Origin of the sequence: Companilactobacillus kedongensis (assembly GCF_003946625.1) — a bacterium.
Taxonomy (GTDB): domain Bacteria; phylum Bacillota; class Bacilli; order Lactobacillales; family Lactobacillaceae; genus Companilactobacillus; species Companilactobacillus kedongensis.
The window spans coordinates 58,805-78,432 of sequence record NZ_RHOR01000002.1; the positions used below are offsets into that span (position 1 = coordinate 58,805).

Below are 19,628 nucleotides of genomic sequence, written 5' to 3' on the forward strand. Positions count from 1 at the left end.
GAATAGCTGCTTTTTTGCTGATCTAATAAGGAGTTGTTTTTTTGCGCGCCTAGAATAGGTGTATACAGGAGAGTTGATCTGGGCGCGCAGTTTTATTTAACATCTAAGGAAACGACACCTAATCCGTTGTCGAATTTAGCTTGCCAGTTTCCTTTAGTAAGTGATGGTGGTAAGACGAAAGTACCTGACGATACACGTTGATCCTTTTTGAGCGTTTTACCTTGTGTAGCCAATTTGTCCACTAACCATTTGAGAGATTTCAGAGGATTTCCTAATACTTCTGAAGACTTGCCTGATTTCAATTCTTTACCATCGTGAGATAAAGTACAGCTTACATTTTCTAGTGTCGCTACATCTTTAAAGAGCTTAGTATCGAATTCTTCTCCGTATACGACTACACCACCGACAGCAGCATCAGACATAACCATGTATTTTGAAAGACTAGGGAACCAGTCTTTGAATCGTGAATCTGGTACTTCTAATGCTGGAGCAACAGTTGTCTTATTTAGTAAATCTTCTAAAGAGTCATCTGAACTAAGATCTTCTTTAGCTCGAAAAGCTAACTCTACTTCAACAAGTGGTTCCATGAGATCACTTAAATTCACGCTTGTAGGTGCTTTTAGAAAGTGGTCGGCCAATTGGGCACCATATAGCGGTTCATCAGAATCAAACATATCCTGAGTTTGTTTGCTGGTAAGTGATACTTTATATCCGCCTACGGGACCGTCCTTTAGTTTCATCAACTGATCTTGAACACGATAAGCGGCGTTGTCATCTGGCGCACTATTTGACCAATCGGATTCTGTTAAAGGTTTCTGAGATTTCCAAGCCTCAAATAGTGCTTTGGCAAATTTTGTTTCTGTTTCTGATAAAGTATTTTCTTTAACTGCTGAATTTTCTGACATAAGTGGAGCCTCCATAAATTTTATTTAAATTTCTAATCTGAACTTTAATCTGACCTTTACTAATATTGGATTCCATAGAGACTCACCTCACTTATATTTTTATTGAATAAAAAACGTCCTTTGACGACTTAATATCATCAAAGGACGTTTAAAACGCGTTACCACCTTTATTTACAACATTATTACTAATGTTGCCTTAAACAAACTGTGAACAATTTGCCGGCACGATAATGAGTGCAACCAGTGCCATCTACTTTGGTTTCCCATTTTGAGGCACAACTGTCAGGTGATATTGAAGATACATATACTATTGTCTCGCATCGACCGACAACTTTCTGAAGTAGTCTGTATTTCAAGTTCCTGATGAACGTTTATTTATTCGTTTGATTGCTATTAATTTAATTCTTTTATTACAAAATGTCAACCGAATATTAAAAATAGATTAGTTTGATTTTAATTTATTCAGAATTGAACTCAGAAAAGTATACTTAGGATTACTCGTTATTTGTCAACAAAGCTTTTTTAAAACACGGTTCTAAATATCAAAATATTTGTTGTATAGGATATACATCAGGGTGATAATGAAATTATTGGAGAGGGGGATTTTATGGGAATTAAAGGAAATCTTATTTTAGCTGTGGCAGCTGGTTCGATGTTATTTATGACACCGAGAGTAGTCCAAGCAGATGAGGTGGATCAGACACAGACACAGGCTGTTACGGCAACTGATAATTCGGTAAATGATACAACATCGAATCCAGCTAATACTGAACAGCCAAGTAGCTCAGTCACACAACCAGTGTCGACTACACCTGCTTCAGCAGATAATACAAATAATACAACAACTGCAGATACGACAACAACGGTAAACAATCAGAATCAATATAGCGATGAAGCAGCTGATGGTATTTTTCATGTCAACGGTTCAATTGCTTTCTTATATCAGGGAGATGGTACGAGAGTTGATAATCGTGCTTTAGGTGCTAATACACCTTGGTATACCGATACTAAGAGAACTTGGAATGATGGTTCAGTTTATTATCGTGTTTCTACTAATGAGTATGTAAATCAAACATCCGGTAATTTTAAAAATAACGTTGAGGATTACAGCGGAACTGCCAGTGTAACTTATGATAGTGATGTTAAGTTATATCAAGGTTATGGCAAGAATGCTGTAGATACAGGTAGTACGGTATCTCAAAAATCTGATTGGAAAGTGGATAAGCGTGTTTCAAATGGGGGTCAGTATTGGTATGAAGTTGGAAATAACGTTTGGTTACCACAATCATCAGTTGTCATTAATGACAGTACATATCCAGAAGCTGACTGGGTTGCAGGTGTACCACTGATCTCGCAACGTCCGGAATTGCCTAATGGTTGTGAAATTACTGCCGTTACTATGATGTTGCAGTATGCCGGAGCAAACGTTAATAAGATGCAATTAGCATATGAAATGCCAAGAAGTTCTGATCCTAACTATGGTTATATGGGTCAACCTTGGGATAGTACAGGTGTCACGATTTTTCCATCAGCTTTAATGCGTTTGGTAGAAAAATATGCTGGTTCAGCTAAGAATTTAAGTGGACAAGGTCTGGATGCTATCAAATATCAAATCAGTATTGGTCATCCGGTAGTGACATGGCATACATTACATGGATTCTTATATCATGCTTTGACAGTAACTGGTTATGACAGTAATTATATTTATTACAACGATTGCTGGTTAAATCAGTCTATGCAGATGGGTATAAATGAATTTATTAGTAATTGGAATACACAAAATCGTATGGCAATTAGCTATTAATTAATTGTTTTTTAAAAAAGATATATACAAGGGGAAAATAATGAAAAAGAACCAGGTATTTTTGTGGAGTAGTTTTGTTTTATTGTTAGCCATTGGAGCAAATCAAGAAACTGCAAAGGCTGATACAACAAATACGACTGATCCAACATCAGTTCAAGTACAAGGACAAGCTGCAGAAGTGCAACAACCTGTTGATCAAGCCGTAGCTGATGCACCTCAAACAAATTCAGTTCAAGATACAACAGTTCAAGCAAATTCTGAACAAGCTTCAACTACTCAAACAAATACAACTCAAAGTACAACAGATACGTCAGTTCAAGATACGACAGCTCAAGCTGATACAACAGATACAACAAGTAATGCCAACCAAGGTGTTATTACACCTGTTAATGGCGGAGTTGTAACTACTTTTGACAAGATCACACGTTTATATCGTGAAGATGGAACTATGATCGATAATTTTGGATTATCAGCTAATTCACCTTGGAGAACTGATAAGAAGTTAGCTTTAAATGCACAAAATTATTATCGTGTAAGTACCGATGCTTATGCCAATTCTAACGATGTTACTTTGACATTCGGTGCTGATGCTGATGGAATTGTTCAAGTTAAAGGTAATGGTGCAGTTCCTTATTCTCGTGAAGATCAAGGATTCACAAAGAATGATCAAAATAGTAATTTCGCAGCTGGCTCATTGTGGAAATACAATAAGACAGATGACTTAGACGGTTTAACTTACTATCAAATTGGAAGTAACGTTTGGGTAAATGCGTATGACGCCGCTCCTTATGTTGCTTATCAAAACCCAGCTGGCTGGCTACAGGTTGAGAATGCTCAACTTCAACCAGAAGGTCCTGTCGGTTACGAACTATATAATGACGTTGAAGGTGTCAAAGTTTGGTTAGTAAGAAGATACTTTGGTCAATCAAACAGACACACTATTTATGATGCAAATACTGCATATTATGTCAGAAACTTCCAATCAAATCATGGCTTGCCAGTAACCGGAATTGTAAACTTGGCAACGTGGACAGCTATGGGATTCTCAGAAGACTCATGGTATGGCATTGATTCATATGTTGCACCACTTCAAACAAACACGTTAAGCACACGTTCAGATCATATTGAAGCTATGATCAATCAAGCCTACAAATATGTTGGTCAACCTTGGATCTCTGGTGCTTCAAGTTCACCAGAATATGGTGTTGATTGTTCTGGACTAGTTGTTCAAGCTTTGTATGCTTCAGGTGTTAATCCATCACCTGTAACATCAATTCAACATGCACAACCTGGTAATGAATGGAATTCACGTATGTTGTTTACAGATAATAGAATTCATGCCGTTAACTTTAATGATCGTCAAAGAGGAGACTTGATTTTCTTCGCTGATCCTTCAACAGGTATTGTATGGCACGTAGGTATTTTATTAGATGCTAACTCAATGATCGATTCATGGGGACCTTACGTTGGTACTTCAGGTATTTACAGCGGTAAAGGTACAATCGTCGGTGTTAAACGAGTATTTTCATAATTTTTGAATTGTTTAAGAGTAGATGAAAATCTGCTCTTTTTTATTGACTTCATTAGTGGTTTTCGGGCAGACTTTTACATGCAAATATTTTGGCTAAATCAAAGTTAATGTCATAATTGAGAAAGCCAATATAAGGGGTGACATGAGTGAAAAATATTTTAGAAATCAAGGATCTTTCTTATCAAGTAGGGGACAACAAAATTCTCAAACATATCAATTTACAAGTTGAATCTGGACAGTACCTTACTTTTATCGGACCATCTGGTAGTGGGAAAAGTACTTTGATGCGAATAGTAGCTTCAATGTTGACAGCCACTTCGGGTGATGTGGTTTTTGATGGCAAGTCGATTAAGGATTATGAGCCGACAAAGTATCGTCAACGTGTTTCGTATGCTTTTCAGCAACCGACATTGTTTGGAAAAACAGTCAAAGACAATTTGGAGTTTCCATTCTTAGTGCGTAATCAGGAATACGACCAAAAAAAGGCCATCTCGGCATTAGAGATGGTCAACTTAGATGAGAGTTATATCAATAAAAGTGTTAATGATATTTCTGGTGGTGAGAAACAGCGGATCGCTTTATTGCGTAATTTGTTATTTAGACCAGAGATTTTGATCACTGACGAAGTGACTACAGGTCTTGATACGGAAAATAAAGAAATCGTCCATCAGATGTTGGAGAAATTCAATAAAGAAGATCAAATGACAATTTTACGGGTAACACATGATGAGTCAGAAATTGAGCACGCTGCACACAAAATTACTATCAAGGATGGTGAAATGATCTAATGTCTAATAATTTAACCGTTTCAAATACGACCTTAGTTTGGGGCTTTGGTCTTGTTCTAGTAGCGTTAGTGATCGGATATCGTGAGAAGTTGGGGATCAATAAAGATGTCTTGATCGGAGTTGCTCGAGCCATCGTTCAATTGTCAATTGTTGGGTATATATTAAAATTTGTTATCAAAACGGATGATAACTGGCTGACGATGGCCTGCTTTGTTATCATTGTTATCAATGCTTCTTGGAATGCTGGCAAGCGTGGGAATGGAATTCCTAAGGCTTTTCGGAATTCTCTCTTAGCAATCAGTGTTGGTACGGTAGTTACTTTAGGCACTTTAGTTTTAACAGGTTCAATTAAATTTGTTCCAGAGCAGATCGTCCCAGTGACAGGTATGATCGCCAGTAATATCATGGTTGCTATTGGTCTGTGTTACCGCAATATGTTGCAGACTTTTACTGATCGTGAACAGCAAGTTTTGGAAAAATTGGCTTTAGGAGCCGACATTAAATTAGCCTCGATCGATATTTTACGCGACAGTATCAAAAGCGGTATGCAGCCGACAATTGATTCGATCAAAACACTTGGTTTGGTAAGTTTACCGGGGATGATGTCGGGACTCATCTTTGCTGGAGTAGATCCAGTTAAAGCTATTAAATATCAGATCATGGTTACCTTTATGCTATTGGCTTCAACTGGATTAGGTTCAATTATTTCTTGTTACCTGGGATATCGCGAATTTTATAATCAACAAAAGCAACTGAATTCAAAATTATTACAATAATTTGTTTATTACAGTTGCTTTACAGTTGCCGGCAAATCTAAAGTTTTTCTTAAGAATATGTTATATTTACACTGTTGAAAAGATCAATGGTTTGAAAAAGACCAAATTAAATTAGAATTATTACAAATTTTCGGGGGATTTCTCTTATGATTAAAAAATCACTACTAACAAGTGCTATCGTTTTAAGCACGCTTGCATCTGCAGCTGCACCTATTTCAGTATTGGCTGCTGATACTAATTCAGACGCCAATGTTGAACAAACAAGTTCAGACTCAAATGCAAGTAAGACTACAGATACAAATGTTATTGCAGGATCAGACGTAAAAGAAGCCGATCCCGATATTGCACATATTGAAACAGTACAACCTTCAGCAGCTAAGAGTTCAGCTCAAGGTGCTTTGGTTCAAGCAGCTTCAGGTACTACATCACAACAACAACAAGCATTCTTAGATATGGCTGTTCCAATGGCTCAAAAGGCCGCTAATGAATATGGTGTCTATGCATCAGTTATGTTAGCTCAAGCTATTCTTGAAAGTGGCTGGGGAGCATCATTACTAGCAACTCAAGGTAACAACTTGTTTGGTATCAAAGGTGATTATAATGGTGCCTCTGTTACTATGAAGACTTCTGAATGGAGTGCTTCACAAGGTTGGTATACTATTTATGCTAACTTCCGCAAGTATCCTAGTTATTACGAATCATTTGCTGATAATGGTGATAAGCTTCGTAATGGTGTTTCATGGGATTCTTCTTACTACAAGGGTACATGGAAAGAAAATGCATCATCTTACAAAGACGCTACTGCATGGCTACAAGGCAGATACGCAACAGCTCCAACATATGCAAGTAGTTTAAATAACGTTATTGAAACATATAACTTAACTCAATATGACAAAAATGAAACTGACGATTCATCAACACAAGCACCTGGAGATGTAAATGTAATTAAGGTTAATAATTCTAATGCTATTTACGTTCCAATGGTAACTTTCAATGGCGATACAATTGGTAAAGCTACTCGTGGTTTACAAAACAAGACTCCATGGCAAACAGACCAAGTTAAGACTTATAATGGACATGTCTATTACAGAGTTTCAACTAACGAATGGGTCGAAGATACATACGTAATTTAGAAAATTAAAACTTTGTGAAGAAAAGACCTACTATGTAGGCCTTTTTTTTTATATAATTGTTTCAATGGGATGTGATGCAATGTGAAGTTAGCAGTAATCGAAATAGGATCTAACTCCATTAGGACATCAGTGTATCGTTCATCAAAGCGTAATCGCTTCAAAACGCTGGATCGTTGGCGTGAACCAGTACGACTAGGTAAATCAATTGCCCAAAGCCGACTATTAACTAATGATCAAATTGAAGAGACCATTGATGTTTTAAAAGAATTTCAAGATAGAATTAGAAGATATGATGTAGATCGGATCAGTTTGATAGCCACAGCTGCTGTCAGATTGGCAAAGAACCAAAATCAGTTGGTCTTTGCCGTGCTCAAAGAAACGGGTCTGCAACTAGATATCATCGATGAAAAGGAAGAAGCATTTTATGATTATGTTGCCGTTCGCAACACGATGAGAATCAAAGATGCTTTGATAGTTGACGTTGGTGGCGGAAGTTCAGAGATCAGTTTGGCCAAAAAAGGTCGTCTAAAATATGGTCTAAGTATTCCGATAGGTGCTATTTCTATCTCTGATGTTCATTTAAAGAGTAATCCGATCAAAGAACATGAGTTGGAAACAGCTCGAAAAGATATCAGCAGACGTTTAGAGAGCTTGAAGTGGATGAACACAAGCGCCACATTTGTGGGCTTAGGTGGTACACTAAGAGCGGTTACAAGTATTCTGAATCGCGAAGGCAAACGTAAAAAGAACCTCCACAATTCGGTTATTACTTGTGAGCAATTAGATGATTTATTTTATAAATTAGCTCATGCAACAGTAGAGGAACGCAGTCACATCAAAGAATTGAGTGATGGGCGTTATGAAGTTATCTTAGGTGGTATTTTAATTATTTCTGAGATAATCAAAAAAACCCCCGCTAAGGAAATTCGCTTTTCAAATTTCGGTGTGCGTGAGGGTTATGTATTTAATTATTTCCACAAAATGGATCGTCAAGATTAGGCACGACTAGGTAGAACTATTTTTGAACTTTCAATGATGTGATTTTCCATGCCATGAAGTAATTCATTCATCCAAAATCCACTTGTAAGATTTAGTTCGGTATCTAGTGCGTAAACCTTTAAGACGTAATCATGAGTTTTATCGGGTGGAACGGGTCCATTGTAGCCAACTGCATGCTTGTCAGTTTCACCAAGCAGGGGACTAGCAGAACTGTTTTTACCTTGAATGACTGATTCAGGAGCTATTTGACTGTAATTTTCAGGAATTGCATCAACAAGAGGAATATTAGCCGCCGTCCAATGAATCCATTCAAAACCACAAACAGGAATTGAATCAGGATCAGTGAAAGTGAGTGCCAAACTCTTCGTATTTTGAGGTATATCCTCTAAATTAATTGGGAAACTGATTAACGGTTTCCCATTTTTAATAGTTTCTTTTTCGGCGTATTTACCGTATTTATCAGGCAATAGACCATCAACTAACGCAACATTTATTTTCATATTATATTCTCCTTAACTTGGGATAAAAGAGGTAATTATTGATGGAAAAAATAGAAAGAAAAAGTATATCTAGTAACATCTTAGAACAAATCGACAGGATTGAACAATCCAGTAATAAGAAAGTTGTTATAAGTTCTGATTATAAAGATCATAGAACTTTGACCTTAGATCAAGCAAGCCATGAGATAAAAGCTGATGAGATCGACGTTGTCGTTACCAACGAAGTTTATCGTGATTTTGTTTTGGCACATGAGTTGTATCATGTTGAAATTGAATTATCTGATGGACCTAAGATTTATAACGCTGTTACTAGTGGTCATAATGACGTTGACGGTCGAATCATTTCGACAGCTAACTCATTACAAGAGACATTGGAACATGCCTTAATAGTTAAAAAACAAACTGAAGACGGCACTTATACACATGATATTAAGATGAAGTATTTGGAGGGGATCGGAGAAGCACTTGATCCAGGAGTTGAGATCGACCCAGCCAATATGAGATTCTTCAGAACATTGTTGATCTTTGATGCGATGGTATTCGGGGAACATACTAAGGATTATTCTTTGAAAGAAGAATATCCAACTTCATTTAAATATGCTAAGAAGTTATCGGATGTTTTAGATGATAATGATTTAACATCGAATTTCCAATCTCGTCGAGCTTTGATCCGCTTATTGGAAGATTACAATGATGTGATCATTTCTAATGGTTTTGAAGGAATGCACTATCATGAATTCTTGAATATCACGCCAGTGATCTCAGAACGTCAATTACGCTTGACTTTAAACCAAGTTTATCAAATCAAGCATTCTAACTTTGCTGATCGCAGATATAATGAAAAAGCATTTGTTCTATTAGGAATCAATGACGGTCAAAGTGTGGCTTCATTAGATATCGACCCTAATAAAGTTGATCCAGAATTTTATCAGAAATATTATCAACAGACAGTTAAAGAAACGTTTGAAAGTAATGACGTACATTATCTAATTAGATAGGAGGGTTTTTATGTCAGACGAAATTACAGAACTCAAGGATTTGATCGAGAAAGCAAAGTTCGTTACTTTTTTGACTGGTGCAGGTGTATCAGTGCCGTCAGGAATTCCTGATTATCGTTCAAAGGGCGGAATTTATCATACAGGAAGTTTTGAGACGACTCCAGAATACATGCTGAGTCATGATAATTTAGTGAATCATCCGGATGCCTTTCATGATTTTACCGTGGAAAATCTTTATTATCCTGATGCTAAACCAAATATTATCCACAAAAAGATGGCTGAGATCAGCAATCAAAAGGGTATGATCGTGACACAAAATGTAGATATGCTGCACACTAAGGCTGGAGCTAAAAATGTCATAGAATTTCATGGCAATCTATACGATAATATTCACTGCCTAACTTGTGGTAAAGAGTTTGACTATAAATACTATCTAAAAGACGGCAGACATCATGAAGATAATGGTGTCATTCGTCCAGGTACGACTGTTTTATATGGTGAAAGTGTTAACCCGATCAATTTAATGGGGGCACAAAAGGCAGTATCTGATGCTGATTTGATCGTAGTTGTCGGAACTAGTCTAAAAGTATATCCTTTTGCTGGATTACTGCGCTATCGTAAAGAAAATACAAAATTAGTAGTTGTTAACAAGGCTGATTTAGATGTTTCAGAAGCTGATCTTTCAATCGCTGACGATGCAGTGAACGTCTTTGAACAACTTTAAACAAAATTATTAATGATTCTCTGGAGGATTTAAGATACATGACTGATAAGAAAACTTTTTATATTACAACTCCGATCTATTACCCCTCAGGTAAGTTGACGATTGGAAATTCCTATACAACTATCGCCGCTGATACTTTGGCACGTTATAAACGTAATGAAGGTTACGACGTTTTCTTCCTAACAGGAACAGATGAACATGGTCTAAAGATCGAACAAAAAGCTGAAGCTAAAAACATGCAACCTCAAGAATATGTTGACATGATGGCTAGCGACATCAAGAAACTTTGGAAATATTTGGAAATTTCAAACGATAAGTTCATCAGAACTACTGATGATTATCATGTTAAAGCCGTTCAAAAAATCGTTGAACGTTTGATCAAGCAAGGCGACATTTACTTAGGTGAATATACTGGTTGGTATTCAGTCGATGATGAGGAATACTTCACAGAATCACAATTGGCCGAAGTTTACCGTGATGATAACGGCAAAGTTATTGGTGGACTTGCTCCATCAGGTCACGAGGTTCAATTGGTCAAAGAACCTTCATATTTCTTCAAGATGAGCAAATATGCTGATCGTCTATTGAAGTATTATGAAGACAATCCAACATTCATCGAACCAGAAATTCGTAAGAATGAAATGATCAATAACTTTATCAAACCAGGTTTGGAAGACTTAGCTGTTTCAAGAACTACTTTCAAATGGGGTGTGCCAATTCCTAGTGATCCTAAGCACGTTGTTTATGTTTGGGTCGATGCTTTGTTGAACTATATTACGGCTCTAGGTTATATGGGTGAGGACGATTCGCTATTCAAGAAGTACTGGCCAGCTAATGTTCAATTTGTTGGTAAGGAAATCGTTCGTTTCCATACTATCTATTGGCCAATTATTTTGATGGCACTCGATATCGACCTTCCTAAACAAGTCTTTGGACACGGTTGGTTGTTGATGAAAGACGGTAAAATGTCTAAATCTAAAGGTAACGTGGTCTACCCAGAAATGCTTGTTTCACGTTATGGACTAGATTCACTACGTTATTATTTGATGCGTGCAATGCCATTTGGTAATGACGGTGTCTTCACTCCAGAAGATTATGTTGATCGTATTAATTATGATTTAGCCAATGATCTCGGAAATCTTTTGAACAGAACTGTTTCAATGATCAATAAATATGATGGCGGCAAGATTGTTTCAATCGATACACTAACTGACTTTGACAAAGACTTAGAGAAGACTGCTAATGACACTATCAAAGATTACCGTGAGCACATGGATAAGTTTGAATTTCCTGAAGCACTTGCTAGTGTTTGGGCATTCATCAGTCGTGCAAATAAGTATATTGATGAAACAAAACCTTGGGTCTTGGCAAAAGATGATGAAAAGAAGGCTGAACTACAATCAGTTCTTGGTCATTTAGCTGAATCATTGCGTTTGATTGCTGTATTGATCAGTCCAGTTATGACTCAATCACCATACAAGATCTTTGCTCAACTCGGTTTGAACTTTGAAAACGATGCTGCGGTTGAATTTGGTAAGACAGTTGTTGGTCGCACAGTAACTGACAAACCAGAGCCAATTTTCCCACGTCTTGACGCTGAAGAAGAAGTTAAATATATCAAAGACAAGATGGCCGAAGAACAAGCTAAAAATGGCGCTGGTAAGATGAGTAAATCTGCCGCTGCTAAGAAGAAAGCTCAAGAAGAAAGTAAAGATGACTATCCAAAAGAAATTGACTATGATGACTTTGCTAAAGTTAAGATGGTCGTTTGTGAGATCTTAGATGTTAAACGTGCCGAGAATGCTGATAAGTTATTACAATTCAAGTTGGATGACGGCTCAGGTATCGATCGTCAAATTCTTTCAAGTATCTATGAATTCTATCCAAACTTTAAAGAATTGATCGGTAAGAAGGTTATCGCTGTCGTTAACTTGAAGCCAAGAAAGATCCGTGGCGAATGGAGCAATGGTATGCTTCTTTCAACTGAAAAAGGTGACGATGTACAATTAGCAATTGTTGATAATTCACACAAAAATGGAGCTGTTTTAAGCTAATGCAAATTTTTGATTCGCATACACATTTAAATGACGAGGCCTTTGCAGGTAAAACTCAAGAGTATATTGATCGTGCCAAAGAACTTGATGTTGACGAGATGGCTATTATTGGTTCAAACGAAGAATTGAATATTGAAGCTATCCGCTTAGCACAAAATTACAAGCATTTACATGCTGTGATCGGCTGGCATCCTGAATTCGTAAAAGAATACAATGAATCTCAATTGATCAATCAATTAAAGTTGCCTGAAGTTGTAGCTATTGGTGAAATTGGTTTGGATTATCATTGGCCAGAAAATCCTAGTCATGAAGAGCAACAAAAAGTCTTGATCCAACAATTGGATGTAGCACAACAATATGATATGCCAGTGTCGATTCACTGTCGGGATGCTTTTTCAGATATGTATAATATTTTGAAGAATCATGATATGTCGAAGTCAGGTATTATCATGCACAGTTTTAATGGTGATCTTGATTGGTTAAACAAGTTCTTAGATCTTGGTTTGATGATTTCGTACAGTGGTGTGGTTTCTTTCAAGAATGCACCCGAAGTTCATGAATCAGCCAAACATACGCCGTTGGATCGGTTGCTCGTTGAAACTGATGCCCCTTATTTAGCACCAACACCATATCGTGGACATCAAAATGAACCGGGATATACTCGGTTTGTGGTTGATGCTATTGCTAAATATAAAGATATTGCACCAGACGAAGTTGCTAAGCATACGTTTGAGAATGCTAGAAAAGTTTATAGAATAGATTAAGTATGAAAAAAATAAAAGAAATTATTGTAGTAGAAGGTAAGTCTGATACTAACCGTTTGAAGGATTGTTTAGGTGAAGTAGATACGATTGAAACACGCGGATCAGCTTTAAATGAGGAAACAATTCAACGAATTAAAAAAGCTCAAGTAGATCGTGGAGTAATTATTTTTACTGATCCTGACTTTAACGGAAATCGTTTGAGAACAATTATTCAAAAGGTTGTTCCGAATGCTAAACAGGCCTTCTTGCCTAGAAGCAAAGCTGTTCCTAAGAAGAGTGACGGTAGTTTAGGAATTGAACATGCTCGTGATGAGGATATAAAAAAAGCTTTAGCGGATGTTTATTCCACTAAAGAGCTTGAAGATGAATATACTAATGCCGATATGGTCGACCTTGGTTTGTCAGGGGATGCCGCTTCGTCCAAACGTCGCGAATTTGTTGGCTTAGAACTGAAAATTGGCTACACTAATGCTAAGCAGTTCTTGAATCGTCTGAATATGTTCAATGTAGCTCCGGGTGATTTGATAGCAGCGGTTAAAAAATTTGATAAAGGGAGTTCACATGACTCAAAGTAGATTAAGCATTTCTGATCCAATTCGTACCAATGATATTATGCGCAAATATAAGTTACGGGCTAAGAAAAGTTTAGGTCAGAACTTTTTAACTAATGAGAAAGTTCTGGATGATATCGTTGATGCTAGTGGATTACAATCTGATGAAATAGCAATCGAGATCGGACCTGGTATTGGAGCCTTAACTGAAAAGTTAGCCCAAGTTGCCGAGCAAGTTTACGCCTTTGAGATCGATGAAACCTTAATACCAATTTTGGAAGATACACTAAGTTACTATGATAATATTGAAGTTTTTAATGAAGATATTTTGAAAGTTGATTTAGATGAATTCGTTAGAGAGCATGGATTAGAAGGTAAGACTATTAAAGTAGTTGCTAATTTGCCTTACTATATAACGACACCGATCATGTTGAACTTGATAAATAGTGACTATCCTTTCCAATCATTAGTTTTGATGATGCAAAAGGAAGTTGCCGAACGTGTCACTGCTAATCCGGGTCATCGTGAATACGGCTCATTGACGATCGCCGTTCAAACTAGAATGACGGCTAGGATCGATCGTATCGTTAGTGCCAAATCATTTATTCCTCGTCCAAAAGTTGATTCAGCTGTAGCTGTTTTGGACAGAATCCCAAGTGATAAATATGACATTGAGGATCCTGAATACTTTCATAAGTTGATCCGTTCATCATTTGCTCATAAGCGTAAAAATTTGATGAATAATCTTCTTAACTGGCAAGGTCGAACTGATGAAAATAGAGCTAAAATCAGTGCTGCTTTTGAAAAGTGTAATATTGCTGATAATGCACGTGGAGAACAAGTTTCGATTGAGCAGTTTAAACAACTAGCCGTTGAACTAAAGAAAGTAATGTAAGCAAACCTGTTATTATAACCAACTCTTGCTTATTATGCAAATACGTGGTAAAATGGCACTCCTAAGGAGTGATTATAATATGCCAACGTCATTGAAGACAATTAAGAGCCGTTTAGATGAACACTTAGGTGAAGGTCTAACGGTTGTAGCACAAGCAGGTCGTAAGAAGGTTGTTCGTCGCAAGGGTACTTTAGCTGAAACTTTCCATTCAGTATTTGTAGTCGACTTAGATCAAAATGAGAACTCATTCGAGAGAGTTTCATATAGCTATGCCGATTTACTTACTAAATCTATCGATATTACTTTCGATAGTGAGGAAACTGAAGAAGTAGAAGCTGACGCCGAATAAGTCGCTCCTTACAGAGGATCACGAGTGTAAAGTGATCCTCTTTTTTTGCGCTCTTTTTTTAATCAAAATTGCTATTAATTTCCTTAAGACCGAAATCTGACAATTATATTTAAATATATTGATAAAAATATATGACGCTTATCTGTATAATATAATTTATGGAAACGAAAACAAAGTAGAAAGTAGGACTTAGAGACATGAAAAAAAGTGTAAGTATGATTATTACTGGACTCGCTGCGGGAGCACTTTTGACGAGTTCGATGATCAACGTACCAACTATTCAAGCCGCTAACGTGGAAAATAGTACAAGTAAAACATCAAGTGATGATGTTGATGAAAATGGAATTTCAGAAAGTTTGAAGGCAGCATTAGTTAAAGGCAAATATTTTAGTGATGAAAGTGAAATAACTCCCGAAAGTCTAAGTGAATTAACTGATCCAGCTGGTTTGGGACTATCTTTGGTGATGTCACAAGTTACAGATATTTCCGGGCTTCAATATGCAACAAAAATTACTAAATTGGATTTAGGATTTAATAAGATAACCGATTTGACTCCATTAAGGAATTTGAATTTAACACGTTTGTCAATCAACAATAATCCGAATTTGATTGATTTAAGTCCATTGGAGAATATGACTAATTTAACTTATCTCCATATGGAAGGAGATAACATCAGTGATATTACTCCGCTCAAGTCATTAACCAATATCACTGATTTAAAAATTTCAGAAAATCATATCATTGATTTTAGTGCTTTAGATAATATGACGGCTATTACTGCATTAAATATGACCCCCCAAACAATAAGTGAGGATTCGGAAGAATTAAGTAAGAATAGTTTTGAAATAGACCTAAATGATTACCTTAGCTCTGGTGGAACAATTTCTGATGCGACGGCAAGTATCAAAGGTAGTGACGCAGAGGTTGGAGTAGACGATAAATCTAATGTTGTTACGGTTTCAGATATTACGGCAGGAGATACTCTAACAATTAACTTCGTTGAGACGATTAATATAAACGGGGTGGATAAAGATGTTAGTATGACTATCACTCAGCCATATACAATCGGTGACGGAAATGTGGTTACAAAACCGGTTACTATGAAGATTGGCGATACTTGGAATGATAGTTTGGGATTTGTTAGTGCCACAGATCCTTTTGGTGATGAATTAACATTAGAAGATTTCGATGTCAATACTGGTATTCTCAATACAAATACAGAAGGTGATTACCAAGTAACGTATACTTCCAAAGACTTTCCAGGAATAACTGGAACTGCTGATGTTACGGTAGAAAAAGACAACAACACTGGTGGCAACAATTCGGGTGGTAACAATAACGGATCGAATACTGGTGACGTATCTGAAATAGATGAGATGTTACTAACTAGTAAAAAAGCTGATTCGATTGCTATCTATGATGCTAATGGAAATAAAACTTCAGACAAAACTCTTAGTGGTGTGACTGACTTTACAACAACTAAAAAGAGCGTTGTTAATGGAGTGACTTATTATCAAGTAGGTGACGACGAATGGGTCAAAGAAAGTGATGTAGCAGAATACTTCGAGTATTCCGGAACGGTTCAAACTAACTCTGATTCAATCAAAAAATTGTCGAATCTAAATGGTGACAGTTCAAATCGTGGTTTGGCACAGACGACTGATTGGCAAGCTGACCGTTACGCATATATTAATGGTAATAAGAGTTATCGTGTATCGACAAACGAATGGGTAGCGGCAGATCAAACTTTAGAAATAACTCCAGTTAGCGGAGTGTTAACAATTAATGAAGAAGCTACACTTTATCATGACAATGGTAAGAAGTCTGACCGTGGTTTGGCTGCTAATTCAGCGTTTGTGACTGATAAGACTGCTACGATCAATGGTGAGAAAATGTATCGTGTATCAACAAATGAGTGGGTGCCGGCAAGTCAGGTTACTATGAATTAGTTTTTTTATTGTCTACGGACATGAAGAAAGTTTGTCTGCTATGCGACCGATTCCAGCCAAGGTCTGGAATCTCGATTTTGAGCTTTGCTTACACAAATCTCAAAATCGTCGATGCTGTAAGAGCGACTACGTCACCCTAACAGCATTTTCACAGCTGACAAATTTCTTCATGTCCTCCGGCTTGATATGCGGTGAGCTGTAAATAATAGTGAACATTACTATAAAGATGATTTCAACATTTCGTTGGAATCATTTTTTGTTTTAATTGGTATTGAATATAATTCTCCAATAACAGCCGGAGATTTTTAGTAATGGAACCAGTTGCCACAATGGCGTTGGAACGGTGAATTTTCCGTTCTTACGGCATGAATGATTCTGAGATTTGCGTAAGCAAAGCTCAAAATCGAATCTTCAGACCTTGGCTGAAGATGGTTCGGCAACAGGTAGAATTACTAAAAATCGGAGGCGACATCCCAAATCACAACCCCCAAATACAATAAAGTTCTTGAAAATCTTAATAAATTGATGGAAAATAAGTGAATTAGTGCATTATTTACATTATAATTTTAAATAGAACACGTTTTTTGAGGAGAAAAAAGATGAAAACACGAAGAAGCGAACGTTTGATTGACATGACACGCTACTTATTAGAACGCCCACATACGCTGATTTCATTGGCATTTTTTGCCAAGCGCTTTGAATCAGCTAAGTCATCTATTTCAGAAGATCTGGGGATCTTAAGAAGAACTTTTATGATCAGAGGGATCGGAGTTTTGGAGACCTTGCCAGGTGCTGGTGGCGGAGTGATCTTTACACCGGGTATTTCTAAACATGAGGCAACTGAATTTATTGAAGAAACTTCCAAACGTCTAGTTGAGCCTAGTCGTATTTTGCCAGGTGGATATTTATATCTGACGGATTTATTAGCTGAACCTGATTTATTGAGAACAATCGGTCGTATGATCGCAACTCAATATTCCCAAAGTTCGATTGATGTGGTCATGACAGTCGCTACTAAAGGTATTCCCATTGCTCAAAGTGTTGCCAGCTTCTTAAATATTCCTTTTGTTATCGTTCGACGTGATTCTAAGATCACTGAAGGTTCAACTATCAGTGTCAATTATGCGTCTGGTTCTTCAGATCGAATTGAAAAAATGGAGTTATCAAAGCGCAGTTTAGATGAAGGATCACGTGTATTGGTCGTTGATGATTTCATGAAAGGCGGCGGTACGATAAATGGTATGCGCAGTCTGATTTCAGAATTCAACGCCATTTTTGTTGGGGCCACTGTTTTTGCAGAGAATATTAAAATGGATCAAGAATTACGAGATAAGAACGTTACGTCAATTTTTAAAGTCGAAAATATCGATACAAATAACAAAATAATTAGGATCGAACCGGGCGATTACTTGACTAAAACCGATTTCAGTTATTTTGAGTAAAACCTAATTGAGCATAATGGAATAAAAATGCTATTATATATAAGGATATTTGAATGACTGAAAAGGAGTTTCCGATGTCAAATCGTTATGTAATAGTTCTTGCTGCCGGTAAAGGCACAAGAATGAAGTCTAAGCTTTATAAAGTTTTGCAACCAGTTGCTGGTAAAGCAATGGTCGATCATGTTATGACCCAAGTCGAGCAATTAAAGCCCGACTTGATCGAAACTGTGATCGGTACTGGTGCTGAGAAAGTTGAAGATCTTTTAAAAGACCGTACAAAGTATGTTCTACAAAAGGAACAACTTGGAACAGCTCATGCAGTTTTGCAAACTGAAAAGGATTTGGGTACTAAAAAAGGAATGACGCTGGTTGTTAGTGGTGATACACCATTATTTACAGCCGAAACTTTTGAAAACCTATTTAACTACCACGAAAAAGAACATGCAGCAGTCACAGTTTTAACTGCTGCTGCAGATGAACCTTTTAGTTATGGAAGAATCGTTCGTGAAGACGATGGCAGTGTTTCTAAGATCGTCGAAGAAAAAGATGCAACAGAAGCAGAAAAAGAAATACATGAAGTTAACACTGGGATTTATTGCTTTGATAACGAATTATTATTCAAGAGTTTACATCAAGTAAAGAATAATAATGCGCAAGGTGAATATTATTTACCAGATGTTGCCTCCATCCTCAAAGAACAAGGTAAAAAAGTCGTTGCTTACCAAATGGATGATTTTAGTCAATCAATTGGTGTTAATGATCGAATTGCTTTGTCACAAGCCGAAAAATTGATGCGTAAGAGAATCAATGAATCACATATGCGTGATGGTGTGACCTTAGTTGATCCTGATAATACTTACATTGATTACGGTGTAGAAATCGGCAATGACACAGTTATTGAACCAAATGTTAAAATCTCTGGTCAGACAAAGATCGGTTCCGATTGCTTGATCGGCTCAGGTTCTAGACTTGAAGATGCTACAATTGAAGATAACGTTAAGATCATTAGTTCAACCGTTGAAAGTGCAACTATGCATAAGGGCAGTGACTTGGGTCCTAATTCTCACTTGCGTCCAAAGGCAGAAATCGGACAAGATGTTCACGTTGGTAATTTCTGTGAAGTGAAGAATGCAAAGATCGGTGATCGTACTAAAGTAGGACACTTAACTTATGTTGGTGATGCTACATTAGGAACCGATATTAACGTCGGCTGTGGAGTTGTCTTTGTTAATTATGATGGTGTTAAGAAGTGGCACAGTAATATTGGCGACCATTCATTCATCGGTAGCAATTCTAATATTATTGCTCCGGTCGAAATGGCAGATCATTCATTTATTGCTGCTGGTTCAACCATTACTAGTGACATACCTAAGCATGCCATGGCAATAGCAAGACAGCGTCAAACAAACAAAGAAGATTTTTGGAACAGATTACCACTATCAAATAGTGAAGATTGGAAATAAGGG

The 19,628-nt window shown here is 37.0% G+C and carries 18 protein-coding genes; 16 read left to right on the forward strand and 2 right to left on the reverse strand.

Translation table 11 applies throughout. The features are described from left to right. Positions 1-92: 92 nt before the first annotated feature. On the reverse strand, positions 93-920 hold the full coding sequence (locus tag EKM60_RS02075) for a 2-keto-4-pentenoate hydratase (RefSeq protein ID WP_125711983.1): 828 nt from the start codon (positions 918-920) through the stop codon (positions 93-95). A gap of 592 nt (positions 921-1,512) precedes the next feature. On the opposite strand from EKM60_RS02075, the gene EKM60_RS02080 reads away from it, so the two are divergent. The 6 genes from EKM60_RS02080 (at position 1,513) to EKM60_RS02105 (ending at position 7,936) form a co-directional block, all read left to right on the forward strand. After that, complete coding sequence (locus EKM60_RS02080; RefSeq protein ID WP_125711985.1) at positions 1,513-2,709, forward strand: C39 family peptidase; 1,197 nt, start codon at positions 1,513-1,515, stop codon at positions 2,707-2,709. Between the two features lie 40 nt (positions 2,710-2,749). Next, positions 2,750-4,240 (forward strand): peptidoglycan-binding protein, encoded by a 1,491-nt coding sequence (locus EKM60_RS02085; protein ID WP_125711987.1) that lies wholly within the window; start codon positions 2,750-2,752, stop codon positions 4,238-4,240. A 146-nt stretch (positions 4,241-4,386) separates the two neighbouring features. Then, positions 4,387-5,028: an ABC transporter ATP-binding protein gene (locus tag EKM60_RS02090; protein ID WP_125711989.1), complete on the forward strand. Its 642-nt coding sequence runs from the start codon at positions 4,387-4,389 to the stop codon at positions 5,026-5,028. Then, on the forward strand, positions 5,028-5,804 hold the full coding sequence (locus EKM60_RS02095; protein ID WP_125711991.1) for an ABC transporter permease: 777 nt from the start codon (positions 5,028-5,030) through the stop codon (positions 5,802-5,804). Before EKM60_RS02090 ends, EKM60_RS02095 begins: the two co-directional genes overlap by 1 nt. Before the next feature lie 146 nt (positions 5,805-5,950). After that, positions 5,951-6,937 (forward strand): glycoside hydrolase family 73 protein, encoded by a 987-nt coding sequence (locus tag EKM60_RS11305; protein ID WP_125711993.1) that lies wholly within the window; start codon positions 5,951-5,953, stop codon positions 6,935-6,937. An 81-nt stretch (positions 6,938-7,018) separates the two neighbouring features. Then, positions 7,019-7,936: a Ppx/GppA phosphatase family protein gene (locus EKM60_RS02105; protein ID WP_125711995.1), complete on the forward strand. Its 918-nt coding sequence runs from the start codon at positions 7,019-7,021 to the stop codon at positions 7,934-7,936. Here EKM60_RS02105 and EKM60_RS02110 read toward each other — a convergent pair. Further along, complete coding sequence (locus EKM60_RS02110; RefSeq protein ID WP_125711997.1) at positions 7,933-8,436, reverse strand: YbhB/YbcL family Raf kinase inhibitor-like protein; 504 nt, start codon at positions 8,434-8,436, stop codon at positions 7,933-7,935. The genes EKM60_RS02105 and EKM60_RS02110 overlap by 4 nt on opposite strands. Positions 8,437-8,477: 41 nt before the next feature. Between EKM60_RS02110 and EKM60_RS02115 the strand changes: the two genes are divergently transcribed. The 10 genes from EKM60_RS02115 to glmU all read left to right on the forward strand — a co-directional run bounded on the left by EKM60_RS02115 (position 8,478) and on the right by glmU (position 19,625). After that, positions 8,478-9,434, forward strand: a complete 957-nt coding sequence (locus EKM60_RS02115; protein ID WP_125711999.1) for a hypothetical protein — start codon at positions 8,478-8,480, stop codon at positions 9,432-9,434. A 22-nt stretch (positions 9,435-9,456) separates the two neighbouring features. Then, the gene (locus EKM60_RS02120; protein WP_164508295.1) at positions 9,457-10,158 is read left to right on the forward strand and encodes an NAD-dependent protein deacylase; all 702 of its coding nucleotides are present in this window, start codon (positions 9,457-9,459) and stop codon (positions 10,156-10,158) included. A 38-nt stretch (positions 10,159-10,196) separates the two neighbouring features. Next, positions 10,197-12,212: a methionine--tRNA ligase gene (gene metG / locus EKM60_RS02125; protein ID WP_125712003.1), complete on the forward strand. Its 2,016-nt coding sequence runs from the start codon at positions 10,197-10,199 to the stop codon at positions 12,210-12,212. After that, positions 12,212-12,976, forward strand: a complete 765-nt coding sequence (locus EKM60_RS02130; RefSeq protein ID WP_125712005.1) for a TatD family hydrolase — start codon at positions 12,212-12,214, stop codon at positions 12,974-12,976. Before metG ends, EKM60_RS02130 begins: the two co-directional genes overlap by 1 nt. A 2-nt stretch (positions 12,977-12,978) precedes the next feature. After that, entirely contained in the window at positions 12,979-13,551 is a 573-nt protein-coding gene (gene rnmV, locus EKM60_RS02135; RefSeq protein WP_125712007.1) for a ribonuclease M5, read from the forward strand. After that, a complete protein-coding gene (gene rsmA, locus EKM60_RS02140) occupies positions 13,538-14,422 on the forward strand; it encodes a 16S rRNA (adenine(1518)-N(6)/adenine(1519)-N(6))-dimethyltransferase RsmA (protein ID WP_125712009.1) in 885 nt (294 codons plus the stop codon). The genes rnmV and rsmA overlap by 14 nt, the downstream gene beginning before the upstream one ends. A gap of 79 nt (positions 14,423-14,501) precedes the next feature. Further along, positions 14,502-14,771, forward strand: coding sequence for a Veg family protein (locus tag EKM60_RS02145; protein ID WP_125712011.1), 270 nt, complete (start codon positions 14,502-14,504; stop codon positions 14,769-14,771). A 197-nt stretch (positions 14,772-14,968) separates the two neighbouring features. Further along, positions 14,969-16,720 carry a leucine-rich repeat domain-containing protein gene (locus EKM60_RS02150; protein ID WP_125712013.1) on the forward strand — a complete coding sequence of 584 codons (1,752 nt, stop codon included), beginning with the start codon at positions 14,969-14,971 and terminating at the stop codon, positions 16,718-16,720. A gap of 599 nt (positions 16,721-17,319) precedes the next feature. Beyond that, positions 17,320-18,162, forward strand: a complete 843-nt coding sequence (gene purR / locus EKM60_RS02155) for a pur operon repressor (protein ID WP_125712015.1) — start codon at positions 17,320-17,322, stop codon at positions 18,160-18,162. Between the two features lie 74 nt (positions 18,163-18,236). Further along, positions 18,237-19,625, forward strand: coding sequence for a bifunctional UDP-N-acetylglucosamine diphosphorylase/glucosamine-1-phosphate N-acetyltransferase GlmU (glmU, locus tag EKM60_RS02160; RefSeq protein WP_125712017.1), 1,389 nt, complete (start codon positions 18,237-18,239; stop codon positions 19,623-19,625). The last annotated feature ends 3 nt before the right edge of the window (positions 19,626-19,628 follow it).